Raw genomic sequence first — 12,292 nt, 5'->3', positions numbered from 1 at the left:
GGTGAAATTAATGAAAATCACAGACTTATTATCGGTTTCATCCGTTGTGCTTGACCTTACAGCACAAACAAAAGAAGAAGTCATTCATGAGCTCTCTCAAGTATTAGAAGAAGCAGGGAAGCTCAATGATCTTAAAGGATATCGCGATGCCTTATTTAAACGGGAAGAAGAGTCGACTACCGGGATTGGAGAAGGAATCGCCATCCCCCATGCAAAAACGAGTGCGGTTAAAACACCTGCCATCGCTTTTGGACGCTCAAAAGCCGGCGTAGACTATCAATCCCTTGACGGCCAGCCCGCCCACCTTGTATTCATGATTGCTGCAAGTGAAGGCGCCAACAATGAACACCTTGAGACGCTCTCAAAACTATCAACCTATTTAATGAAAGCAGATTTCCGCGAAAAACTGATGAGCGCAAAGACAAAAGAAGACATTATCGAGTTATTCAAAGGCGAAGAAGAAACCGAACAAGAACTTTCTGAACCCGGACTTGCCGCGAAAGGAAAGATTGTCGCTGTCACCGGCTGCCCGACTGGCATCGCTCATACGTACATGGCCGCTGATTCTTTAAAAGAAAAAGCGAAAGAGATGGGCTATGACATTAAAGTACAAACAAATGGGTCAACCGGCGTGAAAAATGCCCTTACAGAAGAAGATATTAAAGAGGCGATCGGTGTTATTATTGCTGCCGATACAAAAGTTGATCTTTCGCCGTTTGTAGGCAAACATGTTGTCCAGGTGCCTGTAGCAGCAGGGATTCGCCGACCCGAACAATTGATTAATGAGGCCGTCTCGGGCGAGGCACCGATCTATAAAGGCGATGGAAAATCTGCTGCATCAGAAGAAACGCAACACGCCAAAGGAAAGCAGCCGGCTTTTTACCGCCACCTGATGAACGGCGTATCGTTCATGCTTCCATTTGTCGTCGGCGGCGGGATATTAATTGCCATTTCCTTTATCTTTGGCATTCATTCTGCCGACCCTAATTCGCCGCAATATAACGCTTTTGCGGCTGCGTTAAATGATATCGGCGGCAAGCATGCCATGGCGCTCATGGTTCCTATTCTGGCGGGTTATATCGCTTACAGTATTGCTGAACGCCCAGGCCTTGCTCCCGGTGTCGTCGGCGGATTTATGGCTGCGACAAGCGGAGCCGGTTTTCTTGGGGGATTGATCGCAGGTTTTCTAGCGGGTTACAGCGTTGTTCTTTTAAAACGGGTATTCGGATCGCTGCCACAATCCCTGGAAGGTTTAAAGCCTGTTTTGCTCTATCCTGTTTTCGGCATGTTGATTACGGGAATGATCATGACCATTATCGATAAGCCAATCGGCAACATCATGAAGGCGCTGACACATTGGCTCGATAGCCTTGGTACATCCAATCTCGTATTACTCGGTATTATTTTAGGCGGAATGATGGCCATCGACATGGGCGGTCCGATCAATAAAGCCGCTTATACATTTGGCCTGGCGATGATCGATGCCGGGAATTTCTTCCCTCAAGCCGCAACGATGGCTGGCGGTATGGTTCCGCCACTCGGCATGGCGATCGCGACCACACTATTTGCGCGCAAGTTTACAACGACCGAACGAAACGCAGGGAAAACCGCCTATGTGCTCGGAGCATCCTTCATTACCGAAGGCGTCATTCCATTTGCGGCTGCTGACCCGGTTCGCGTTATTATTTCAAGCGTAATCGGTTCCGCTATCGCAGGCGGGCTCGCCATGTTTTTCCATATTGGCCTGCGCGCCCCTCATGGCGGAATATTCGTCATCCCATTTGTCAACGGCAGCGCATGGCTCTATATTTTAGCCGTCCTCATCGGCGCCATCATTACCGGCGTCATATACGGGTTGTGGAAAAAGCCGCAACACTAAGCAAATAAAAAACGAAGTCAGGATGGCTTCGTTTTTTTTTATAAATATTTAGGAGCTAAGTAATTCATTCATGGAACCCAATACTCGTTCTACCACTTGTTCCCCAGCTAATACCCACCTGCTCTTTTCTCTTATTAATCCGTCTTTATCCAAAGGTTCCTGGAATTGATTAAGTCCTGTGGTCGTAGTTAATAATGAGTTTTCATCATAGTCTAACCCAACATGCACTACATGCTTAATAACATAAGGTGTCCCAAATTCAATATAGGCTTTAGAATGATCCAATTCTCCTTCCAGAACTTTAAAAGGGATTCTTAAATAAATAGTTTCCCCACCTTCCCCCCATAAAACGCTATCAAATTTTCCGTGATGATATTCAAAATTACTGCAGAAACTACAGCCATGTGATTCAAATACTTCTCTAGCAATACCAAAATAAGTCCTTTTTCCTGTAATAACTGAGTTTAGCTTAAGCATTATTAGTCACCTCTAATAGGGATTTTTACTACTATTGTTTCCAAAAATTTAAAAACGCATCAAGAATACTCGAAAACTCATGTCGATCATAACGGTGTACCATCTAGTCTAAATTGTGAATGAAAGAGAAAACTAATAAATTTAGATCTCATTATCAATTTAACCCCGTATGGATAAATGGGTGGCAATGAACGTTACTAACTTTTTCTAAATAAAATTCTCAAAATTGGTTTAAACTACAAAAGCAAGTTTCTTACTTACTTAATTTTATAAAAATAAGGTGATGAAAGTGGAATTACATAACGAAAATCAAACGTATCAACCCGGAGATATTGTTTATGTTTTTTATCGAAATCCGCATACTCAGGATGTTGCAAACATACAGGCTGCAGCAGTTGTAAAAAATCCAGAAAATTCTGCCGGTATGGCTTTGTTTTTATACGAATCATATTATCCATTATCAAGTGATATAGCTATTTATGCTACAGAGGAAGAAGCCCGCCAGGCTTACAATTACTATTACGGAAATTTTTTCATAGGAGATGTTGAATAATTAAGCCATTTATACCTAAACTCGTCTATTTTGAACCTGATTCTTTGAATTATCCATTAGGAAAACAGCTTATGGAGAAATTTAAAAAAATGGATTTGGAAATCCGGTATACTACCTCACATAATCAAATACGGAACCTACCCGGTGAAAACAGTTTTCAGAAATATCGGGTGGCTAAGTCTACATTGGTGGTTGGAATCAGAAAAACTCTTAAATTTGATACCTCAAAACCATCTGCAGAATATGCAATTCCATTGGCAACAGGTTGTATGGGTCATTGTCATTACTGCTATTTGCAAACAACTATGGGGAGTAAGCCTTATATCCGTACTTATGTAAATGTAGACGAAATCCTGGAAGCGGCAGACAAATATATAGAAGAACGAGCTCCCAAACTAACCAGATTTGAAGCATCTTGTACATCCGATATTGTTGGGATTGATCATCTCACTCATACATTAAAACGGGCGATTGAACATTTTGGAGAGTCGAAGCATGGGAATTTGAGATTTGTTACTAAGTTTCATCATGTAGATCACTTACTGGATGCAAAACATAACGGAAAAACAAGATTTCGTTTTAGTGTTAATGCTGATTATGTTATTAAGTACTTTGAACCCGGGACTTCTTCTTTAGAGAAAAGAATTGAGGCTGCAGGGAAAGTCGCAAGGGCTGGGTATCCACTTGGATTTATAGTAGCTCCAATCTATCTTCATGAAGGGTGGGAAAAAGGATACTACCATATGTTTGAACTTTTGGATGCGGAATTGCCGCTAGAAGCGAGAAAAGATTTAACTTTTGAATTTATACAACATCGCTTTACAAAGCCTGCAAAGAAAGTAATCCAAAAAAACTACCCCATGACAAAACTAGAGTTAGAAGAAGACAAAAGACGGTACAAATGGGGAAAATACGGAATTGGAAAATACATTTACCAGAAGAATGAAGAAGAAGATATAAAACAACACCTTCAAAACTATATGAATAAATTTTTCCCGAATGCAAAATTAGAATATTTCACTTAGGTTTGAATTAAAAATGCAATTTGGGTCAACTTTAGTATTTAAAAGAGACTGTTCAGAAGTCATTGAAAAATGATTTTCTGGACAATCTCTATTTTACAAACTAAAAACCAATCTCGGCAAACACCATACGTTCTTTTCCGTTGATGTCTTTTTCAATGGTCACTTTTGCTTCGGCAAAGGTGTCTTTAAGCATTTTTGCGACCGTCTGAGCCTGTCCGTCTCCGACTTCAAAGCCGACAATGGCCTCGCCCTTTAAAACAAGCGGGAGCTCTTCCATAAATCTGCGGTAGAATACAAAACCGTCTTCGCCGCCAGAGAGTGCCCGGTACGGCTCCTGGTCTTTCACGATCGTCTCGAGTTCCATAATGTCTTTATCGGGAATATATGGCGGATTGGAAATAACGACATCGACTTTTTCTCCTGCCTGAATGAAAGGCTGAAGAAGATCGCCATGGATAAACGTAACCTTCGCCCCGAGCCTTTTGGCATTTTCTTTCGCGACTTCAATGGATTCAGAAGCAATATCCACGGTATATACATCAAGCCGTTTGTTTTCAAGGGCAAGGGTAACCGAAATGGCGCCGCTGCCCGTTCCGACGTCGACAGCCTTGATTAATTTTTTATCGGAAAACCTTTTCTCAATTCGGCTGAGCGTTTGTTGCACGAGCTCTTCCGTCTCCGGCCGTGGAATAAGCACTTCTTTATTTACTTTGAACGATCTTCCGTAAAAGGATTCCTCACCTGTAATATATTGAACGGGAATGCCATCCGCATGCTTTTGAACCGCATCGTCAAAACGCTTCTCTTCATCCGGCTTTAGGACGTCATTCATTTTGAGAAGCATTTCCGTCCGCGAGATCCCGCCTAATATATGGCGCAATAAAATTTCCGCGGCAAACCCTTCTCTGCCGCACGCGGTTAAAAAAGAAGAAGCCCCGTTCAGGGCCTCGAACACTTTTTTCTCCATTATTCTTCCGCCTGCGCCTTCATTTTGCTCGTTTGATCTTCCGTAATCAATGCTTCGATAATTTCATCGATTTTCCCGAGCAAAATTTGATCCAATTTTTGAATCGTCAAGCCGATGCGATGGTCCGTCACGCGGTTTTGCGGAAAGTTATATGTGCGGATCCGCTCCGAACGGTCCCCGGTTCCAACCGCCGACTTGCGGTTTTCATCGTACTCTTTTTGCTTTTCTTGCTGGAACTTGTCATATACGCGGGCGCGGAGAACTTTCATCGCCTTTTCTTTGTTCTTAATTTGCGATTTTTCATCCTGGCACGATACGACAATCCCTGTTGGCAAGTGCGTCAAACGAACGGCTGACTGCGTCGTATTAACCGATTGCCCGCCAGGTCCGCTCGATGTAAACGTATCAACGCGGATATCTTTTTCATGGATTTCCACTTCGACTTCTTCCGCTTCCGGCAAAACTGCGACCGTTGCCGTAGACGTATGAATGCGGCCGCCGGACTCCGTTGCAGGAACACGTTGGACGCGGTGAGCGCCATTTTCATATTTTAACCTGGAATAAGCGCCATTCCCGTTAATCATAAAAATAATCTCTTTATAGCCGCCGAGTTCCGTATAATTCGCTTCGATGACTTCCGTTTTCCAGCCTTGCATTTCCGCGTAGCGGCTGTACATTTTATAAAGGTCACCGGCAAATAGAGCTGCTTCGTCACCGCCGGCAGCCCCACGAATTTCAACGATAACGTTCTTTTCATCATTCGGATCTTTTGGCAATAATAACACTTTCAGCTTTTGCGTCAAATCTTCAAGCTTGCTTTCAAGATCGGCAATCTCTTCTTTCACCATTGCCGTCATTTCCGGGTCAAGCTTTTCTTCGAGCATCATTTTCGCCTCATCAAGCTGCTCTTTCGCTTCTTTATACTCACGATAGGCGGCAACCGTCTCCTGCAAAGAAGATTGCTCTTTCGAATATTCACGTAATTTATTGGCATCGTTAATGACTTCCGGGTCACTTAACAGTTCATTTAACTTATCATAACGAGCTTCGATTGTTTCCAAACGTTCAAACACGCTCTTCACCTCATTTTAATGGCATAACAGTATAATTATAATAGTTTTTAGAAATGCCGTCAAAATGAGATTTATGTAAATGAATTCGTCCGGTTTTTCAGCGCTGCATAATCGGCCCGCTCCTGGTTCATCCGAATCGCTTTTGTCAAACGTTCGATTACTACTTTTTCATCAGTAATAATGTTAAAGACGAATGGAATCGTGGCAAAATGGCCGATAAACTGCTTGCATCCACTGTAACGGCGGTCGTTTTGAGTGACGGTTACCGGATTTACATTAATGATGAAATTGCCAATCGATTCATAAATCGGGTCAAGCGGCTTTTGTTCAAGCTTTTTATACAATACCGTTAGCGGATTCGGCGGATCGTTCCAATCGGCCCCATTTGATTTGATTTCAAGCATGATTTGTTCCCACCTCTCTCTATGAATGTTCGAAAGAGAGAGTCAGTTCTTGGTCGTCATAAAAGGGTTACTTCTTGTTTTTTACAGGGTATACTAACGTATGAACATCCTCTTCCTTCCACTTATTGTATGAGGAAAGGGGACTCTCATCAAAACGAGGGGGAAATGAAATGAATTACTGCATTATTGGCGGTGATGCTGCCGGAATGAGCGCTGCGATGCAAATTGTCAGACATGACGAAAAAGCCAATGTCATTACTCTTGAAAAAGGAACGATTTATTCTTATGGTCAATGCGGCCTCCCTTATGTCGTCGGCGGATTAATTCCATCGACCGAGCGGCTCATTGCCCGGGATGTCGCTACCTTTCGAAAAAAGTATGGGATTGATGCACGGGTAGAGCATGAAGTGCAAAAAATCGATCCAAACGAACAAAAAGTAATGGGTATACATACAGCGACCGGAAAACCATTTACAATTTCTTACGACAAGTTATTGATTGCAACAGGTGTCCATCCGCTCATGCCGGACTGGAAAGGAAACAATCTTCAAGGAATACACGTGATCAAAACGATTCCTGATGTCGAAAACTTGCTGCCGGATCTTGAACAATCACGTGATATTACGATTATTGGCGGAGGCTATATCGGACTCGAAATGGCGGAAAACTTGATCCGTTTAGGTAAAAAAGTTCGAATCATTCAACGTGGTTCTCAATTAGCCAACATTTTTGACGAAGATATGGCGGCTTTGATCCATGACGAGGCGAAAAAGCATCACATCGATGTCTGCTTAAACGAAGAAGTTCAAGGTTTCAAAGGAAATGGACGAGTTCAGTTTATTGAAACGAATAAAAACTCATATGCAACCGATCTCGTCATCGTTTCCGTTGGCGTTCAACCAAATACAGACTTTCTTGAGGGAACCGGAATTCAATTAAACCGAAAAAAAGCGATCATCGTAAATCCTTACATGGAAACGAATGTTGAAAATATATATGCTGCCGGCGATTGCGCGACCCATTATCACCGAATAAAAGAAATCAATGACCATATTCCGCTCGGGACGACAGCGAATAAACAGGGCCGGATTGCCGGATTAAATATGGCTGGAATTCGCCGTACATTTAAAGGGATTGTCGGCTCATCGATCATTCAATTTATGGACCTTTCTCTCGGCAAAACCGGGCTTTCATTTAAAGAAGCAGAACAGCTTCATTTCAACGCTGATTCCATTCAATTTAAAGGAAAAGACATTGCAGGGTACTATCCCGGGGCGGAAAGCCAACACATTAAATTAGTTTATGACGTTACCAGCCAACGTTTATTAGGCGGCCAAATCATCGGAAAACAGGGTGTAGACAAGCGCATCGACGTTCTTTCAGTCGCCTTATATAATGGGATGACACTGCATGACTTAGAAGATTTGGATCTCTCTTACGCTCCTCCATTTAACGGTGTGTGGGATCCGCTACAACAAGCGGCAAGACGTGTGAAATAAAACCTTCAAACTTGAGAACAAGTTTGAATGCTTTTTTTATTTTTTAAGCCAAATTTAGTGATTTATTTTCCAAAATCTAAATTTTATTTTCTAAAATGCCCATTTTATTTTCCAAAACCCGCTTTTTATTTGCCGAAGAGCTCCGGCAAAACAAGACCCGTCTCTTGAAAGAAGAAGCGGGTCTTGCCTTTAATGATTGCTATCTATTTTGACCGAAAATTTATAGCGCGGAATCGCTCGCCCAAATGCTTCCATAAGCTTTCGGTGAAGATTTGCCTTCTCTTTTTTGGACATATTAGAAGGAACATTAATATGAACATGTGCATAATGCCCGTTAATCGTAACCATCTGTGGATTGATACCAGTTTCATCTTTGACGATCTGGCGGATTTTATCCTGATCATCGGAAATGTTAAAACGTTGTTGATTTAAACTTCGATAATCGTGTGGATTCATATTCGTATCCTGACTGTAGTTAAACTTCGGATTCGTTTTCGTTATTCCATAATGAATAGGACCATGGCCCGCTAGATGATCACGAACATTATTTTTATATGCAGATGGTTCATATTTGTCAGTTGCTTTCGGCGGGTTTAATGGTGAACATGCACTAAGAAGCATCACGAGAACGAGAGCGCCTCCCACCTTTTTCACAGAGCAAACACCTCCTTGCCATTAGCTTCTCCAGTCACCATTCTTTTATGAAAAAAAGAGACACCTGACAAAGTAGTGTCAGGTGTTCTTTTCCGCGATCTTCATGCTATTTTCTGTTGGGCTATACTCATCTTTACCCGGAACTTCATGGCAATGTCTGCATCGTGCTTCATACGATTCCGAAGCCCCTACTAAAATAATCGGATCATCGTAACAGGCTGGTTTACCGTTAATTAAACGTTGCGTTCGGCTGGCAGGAGAACCGCAAACAAGACAGATGGCCTGAAGCTTTGTCACATATTCTGCAAGCGCCATTAATTCAGGCATCGGGCCAAACGGTTCACCGCGAAAATCCAGGTCAAGGCCGGCTGCAATCACACGGATCCCTTTGTTTGCCAATTTTTGAACGACCGAAATGATGCCGTGATCAAAAAATTGCACTTCGTCAATCGCTACAACGTCTGCATCAGGAGACACAGCTGTTAAAATAGCTGCCGAATGCTCAACGGGCTTTGCAATAATAGCTGAACCCGTATGAGAAACAACGGATACTTCACTATAACGGTTATCAATAACCGGTTTATATACTTCCACATTTTGTTTCGCGTATTTAGCGCGTCGCACCCGGCGAATCAATTCTTCCGATTTTCCGGAAAACATGCTGCCGCAAATGACTTCAAGCCAGCCGTTCTGTTTAATTTCATACATAAAGCGCCCCTCCTCAAGCGTTTAACAATGGGTCGATTCATTTATGTAAACGTTAAAAAGTTGTCTAAAAAACATAAGCGCCTCCTTCACCTCTAAATCATACACGGCATTTCAATGTACTTTTTTGAGGACGGGCGCCGGTTAAAAACAGTAAAAAAGAGAGCAAGAAGTTTTCCTGCCCTCTTCCAACTTGCAATTTACTTAAGGTTGTATTTTTTCTTAAAGCGATCCACACGTCCACCTGCGTCAGCAAATTTTTGACGTCCAGTATAGAACGGGTGACACTCAGAACAAACCTCAACAGTAATATTTTGCTTTACAGAACCAGTTTCAAACTCGTTACCGCAAGCACAACGAACTGTCACTTTATTGTAGTTTGGATGAATTCCAGCTTTCATTCGTTCTCAACTCCTTCTGCCCTGAATCCTGTGGAAACAGAGTTTAAATAAACACATAGCATCAGTATAGCAGGGTTCGACTATTTTTTCAACCACTCAACAACCGTTTTAGTTCGACACGGTTTTTACACGTTTGCCTAACCCCATTTTTTCCGCTTCAAACAATTCAAAGAACTCTTCGTTGTTCGCTGTTTTCTTCAACCGTTTTAAGAATGATTCAACAAAATCAAACGAATCATCCATCGTTTTGCGAATAGCCCATAATGATTCCAAATGATCTTTTTGAATGAGCATTTCTTCTTTACGAGTTCCTGAACGGCGAATATCGATCGCAGGGAAAATGCGGCGTTCAGCCAGTTTACGGTCAAGGTGAAGCTCCATATTGCCTGTCCCTTTAAATTCTTCATAGATGACATCATCCATTCGTGAACCAGTTTCAATAAGGGCTGTCGCTAAAATCGTTAAACTGCCGCCTTCTTCAATATTCCTTGCCGCCCCGAAAAACCGTTTTGGACGGTGGAACGCTGCCGGGTCAATCCCTCCGGATAGCGTACGGCCGCTCGGCGGAATGACTAAGTTATAGGCACGGGCCAGACGAGTAATACTATCTAAAAGAATAACAACATCTTTCTTATGCTCAACAAGACGCATCGCACGCTCTAACACAAGCTCTGCGACTTTAATATGGTTTTCAGGCACTTCATCAAAGGTGGAACTAACGACTTCCCCCTTAACTGAGCGCTCAATATCGGTTACTTCTTCCGGGCGTTCGTCAATTAATAAAACAATTAGCTCCGATTCCGGATGATTCGTTGAAATGCTATGCGCAATTTCCTTTAAAAGGCTTGTCTTACCAGCTTTCGGAGGAGCGACAATCAATCCACGCTGGCCAAAACCAACAGGAGAGATCATGTCAATGATTCTTGTTGACAAGTTCGATCCTTCCGTTTCAAGGACCATTTTTTTCTCCGGGTAAAGAGCGGTTAATGCAGGGAAGTGAACCCGTTCTTTTGCCGTTTCCGGATCTTCGCCGTTAACCGCTTCCACTTGCAGCAAGCCGTAATAACGTTCGTTTTCTTTTGGCGGACGGACTTTTCCTGATACTTTGTCACCATTACGTAAATCAAATCTGCGAATTTGAGAGGCGGAAATATATATATCCTGTGAACTTGGTGAATAATTGATCGGCCGCAAAAAACCGAAACCTTCTGACGGGATAATTTCCAAAATTCCTTCCATAAAAGAAAAACCGTCTTTTTCTGCCTGCGCTTTTAAAATAGAAAACATGAGTTCACGTTTTGTTAATTTCCCATAATAAGCAACTTTATATTCTCTTGCCAATTCATACAATTCTTTTAATTTTTTCGTTTCTAATTCGGCTAATAATAAACCCATTATGACACCACACTTTATCATCTTTATGTTTCCTGTTATTCACGCTGATGCAACACAGGGAAAAATTAATCATTATAGGAAGGAGTTTCTGATGAAGTTAGATCAGAAGTGGAATAATATATTTGTATAAAAAATAAATAGCACTTCTTATTTTAACCGAATTCTATCATTTTAATCAAGTAGAAAGAAAAACCTAAGTGTTGATCCACTTAGGTCTTTCCTGACTTTATTCAGGTTTAATGACGAGATCTGGCTTTTTCTTTAAGCTGTGCCGACCGTCGATAAAACGAACCGTTCCGGATTTGGCACGCATAACGACGGAATGAGTCGTTCCAATGGACCCTTTGAAGCGAACGCCTTTTAGCAATTCACCATCGGTTACACCCGTGGCAGCAAAAATCGCATCATTTCCTTTCACAAGATCCTCCATCCGAAGGACTCGATTAACATCGGTAATGCCCATTTTTTTGCATCGTTCAAGTTCGGCATCGTCTTGCGGCAATAATTTTCCTTGAAGCTCCCCGCCTAAACATTTTAGTGCCACTGCTGAAAGAACGCCTTCTGGAGCGCCACCGGATCCGAATAAAATATCGACTCCAGTATCCTCAAACGCCGTATTAATAGCTGCCGCAACATCCCCGTCAGAGATAAGCTTAATACGGGCTCCAGCTTCGCGGATTTCTTCAATAATTTTTTGGTGGCGCGGACGATTGAGAATAACCGCAACCAAATCTTCAATGTCTTTATTTTTCGCTTTTGCCACCGCTTTCAAATTGTCGATCGTCGGAGCATCAATATCAACTTGTCCTACCGCTTCAGGACCAACCGCAATTTTCTGCATATACATATCAGGGGCATGAAGCAAGTTCCCATGGTCGGCAACTGCGATAACCGCCAGAGCATTCCACGTCCCGGATGCCAATATGTTCGTCCCTTCTAACGGATCAACAGCAACATCGACACGTGGTCCATATCCGGTTCCTAATTTTTCCCCGATATAAAGCATTGGCGCTTCATCCATTTCACCTTCCCCAATGACAACGGTCCCCTTCATTGGTACGGTATCAAATACATCCCGCATCGCGGAAGTTGCAGCATCATCCGCCTCTTCCTTTTTCCCGCGGCCCATCCAGCGCGCAGAAGCAAGAGCGGCAGCTTCGGTTACACGCACAAGCTCCATTGATAAACTTCTTTCCATGGCTTCTTCTTCTCCTTCCTTTAAAAAGCCGGATACACCATCCGACAGTACAGGAATTTCGC

The 12,292-nt window shown here is 42.6% G+C and carries 13 protein-coding genes; 4 read left to right on the top strand and 9 right to left on the bottom strand.

Translation table 11 applies throughout. The annotated features are described in order from the left end of the window. The first annotated feature begins 10 nt into the window (after positions 1 to 10). On the top strand, positions 11 to 1,879 hold the full coding sequence (locus tag H538_RS0108585) for a PTS fructose transporter subunit IIABC (protein ID WP_026677265.1): 1,869 nt from the start codon (positions 11 to 13) through the stop codon (positions 1,877 to 1,879). 48 nt (positions 1,880 to 1,927) lie between these two features. On the opposite strand, the gene H538_RS0108580 is transcribed toward H538_RS0108585, so the two are convergent. Then, positions 1,928 to 2,356 (bottom strand): YugN family protein, encoded by a 429-nt coding sequence (locus tag H538_RS0108580; RefSeq protein WP_026677264.1) that lies wholly within the window; start codon positions 2,354 to 2,356, stop codon positions 1,928 to 1,930. A gap of 289 nt (positions 2,357 to 2,645) precedes the next feature. Here H538_RS0108580 and H538_RS0108575 point away from each other — a divergent pair, with 289 nt between their 5' ends. Further along, positions 2,646 to 2,909: a transcriptional regulator SplA domain-containing protein gene (locus H538_RS0108575; RefSeq protein ID WP_026677263.1), complete on the top strand. Its 264-nt coding sequence runs from the start codon at positions 2,646 to 2,648 to the stop codon at positions 2,907 to 2,909. After that, entirely contained in the window at positions 2,906 to 3,934 is a 1,029-nt protein-coding gene (gene splB / locus H538_RS0108570; RefSeq protein WP_026677262.1) for a spore photoproduct lyase, read from the top strand. Before H538_RS0108575 ends, splB begins: the two co-directional genes overlap by 4 nt. Before the next feature lie 100 nt (positions 3,935 to 4,034). On the opposite strand, the gene prmC is transcribed toward splB, so the two are convergent. The 3 genes from prmC to H538_RS0108555 all read right to left on the bottom strand — a co-directional run bounded on the left by prmC (position 4,035) and on the right by H538_RS0108555 (position 6,378). Beyond that, positions 4,035 to 4,901 (bottom strand): peptide chain release factor N(5)-glutamine methyltransferase, encoded by an 867-nt coding sequence (gene prmC / locus H538_RS0108565; protein WP_026677261.1) that lies wholly within the window; start codon positions 4,899 to 4,901, stop codon positions 4,035 to 4,037. Continuing rightward, positions 4,901 to 5,974 (bottom strand): peptide chain release factor 1, encoded by a 1,074-nt coding sequence (gene prfA / locus H538_RS0108560; RefSeq protein ID WP_026677260.1) that lies wholly within the window; start codon positions 5,972 to 5,974, stop codon positions 4,901 to 4,903. Before prfA ends, prmC begins: the two co-directional genes overlap by 1 nt. Positions 5,975 to 6,045: 71 nt before the next feature. Then, a complete protein-coding gene (locus tag H538_RS0108555) occupies positions 6,046 to 6,378 on the bottom strand; it encodes a hypothetical protein (RefSeq protein WP_026677259.1) in 333 nt (110 codons plus the stop codon). A gap of 170 nt (positions 6,379 to 6,548) precedes the next feature. On the opposite strand from H538_RS0108555, the gene H538_RS0108550 reads away from it, so the two are divergent. Next, positions 6,549 to 7,877, top strand: coding sequence for an FAD-dependent oxidoreductase (locus H538_RS0108550; RefSeq protein ID WP_026677258.1), 1,329 nt, complete (start codon positions 6,549 to 6,551; stop codon positions 7,875 to 7,877). A gap of 189 nt (positions 7,878 to 8,066) precedes the next feature. Here H538_RS0108550 and H538_RS0108545 read toward each other — a convergent pair whose 3' ends face one another. The 5 genes from H538_RS0108545 to glpX form a co-directional block, all read right to left on the bottom strand. Then, positions 8,067 to 8,531, bottom strand: coding sequence for a hypothetical protein (locus tag H538_RS0108545; RefSeq protein ID WP_026677257.1), 465 nt, complete (start codon positions 8,529 to 8,531; stop codon positions 8,067 to 8,069). A 78-nt stretch (positions 8,532 to 8,609) separates the two neighbouring features. Further along, a complete protein-coding gene (locus H538_RS0108540) occupies positions 8,610 to 9,239 on the bottom strand; it encodes a thymidine kinase (RefSeq protein ID WP_026677256.1) in 630 nt (209 codons plus the stop codon). A 197-nt stretch (positions 9,240 to 9,436) separates the two neighbouring features. After that, positions 9,437 to 9,637: a 50S ribosomal protein L31 gene (gene rpmE / locus H538_RS0108535; RefSeq protein ID WP_026677255.1), complete on the bottom strand. Its 201-nt coding sequence runs from the start codon at positions 9,635 to 9,637 to the stop codon at positions 9,437 to 9,439. Between the two features lie 108 nt (positions 9,638 to 9,745). After that, positions 9,746 to 11,032, bottom strand: a complete 1,287-nt coding sequence (gene rho / locus H538_RS0108530; protein ID WP_026677254.1) for a transcription termination factor Rho — start codon at positions 11,030 to 11,032, stop codon at positions 9,746 to 9,748. Positions 11,033 to 11,258: 226 nt separating this feature from the next. Further along, positions 11,259 to 12,230, bottom strand: a complete 972-nt coding sequence (gene glpX / locus H538_RS0108525; RefSeq protein ID WP_026677253.1) for a class II fructose-bisphosphatase — start codon at positions 12,228 to 12,230, stop codon at positions 11,259 to 11,261. Between the last annotated feature and the right edge of the window lie 62 nt (positions 12,231 to 12,292).

It is taken from the genome of Fictibacillus gelatini DSM 15865, assembly GCF_000430745.1.
In the GTDB taxonomy this organism is placed as follows: domain Bacteria; phylum Bacillota; class Bacilli; order Bacillales; family Fictibacillaceae; genus Fictibacillus_A; species Fictibacillus_A gelatini.
This window is presented reverse-complemented; position numbering and strand designations above follow the sequence as displayed.

Excerpts from the sequence above, each read along its gene's own strand:
- H538_RS0108585 (WP_026677265.1), top strand. The coding sequence starts at position 11 with ATGAAAATCACAGACTTATTATCGGTTTCATCCGTTGTGCTTGACCTT.
- H538_RS0108580 (WP_026677264.1), bottom strand. The coding sequence starts at position 2,356 with ATGCTTAAGCTAAACTCAGTTATTACAGGAAAAAGGACTTATTTTGGT.
- prmC (WP_026677261.1), bottom strand. The coding sequence starts at position 4,901 with ATGGAGAAAAAAGTGTTCGAGGCCCTGAACGGGGCTTCTTCTTTTTTA.
- H538_RS0108555 (WP_026677259.1), bottom strand. The coding sequence starts at position 6,378 with ATGCTTGAAATCAAATCAAATGGGGCCGATTGGAACGATCCGCCGAAT.
- H538_RS0108550 (WP_026677258.1), top strand. The coding sequence starts at position 6,549 with ATGAATTACTGCATTATTGGCGGTGATGCTGCCGGAATGAGCGCTGCG.
- H538_RS0108540 (WP_026677256.1), bottom strand. The coding sequence starts at position 9,239 with ATGTATGAAATTAAACAGAACGGCTGGCTTGAAGTCATTTGCGGCAGC.
- rpmE (WP_026677255.1), bottom strand. The coding sequence starts at position 9,637 with ATGAAAGCTGGAATTCATCCAAACTACAATAAAGTGACAGTTCGTTGT.
- rho (WP_026677254.1), bottom strand. The coding sequence starts at position 11,032 with ATGGGTTTATTATTAGCCGAATTAGAAACGAAAAAATTAAAAGAATTG.
- glpX (WP_026677253.1), bottom strand. The coding sequence starts at position 12,230 with ATGGAAAGAAGTTTATCAATGGAGCTTGTGCGTGTAACCGAAGCTGCC.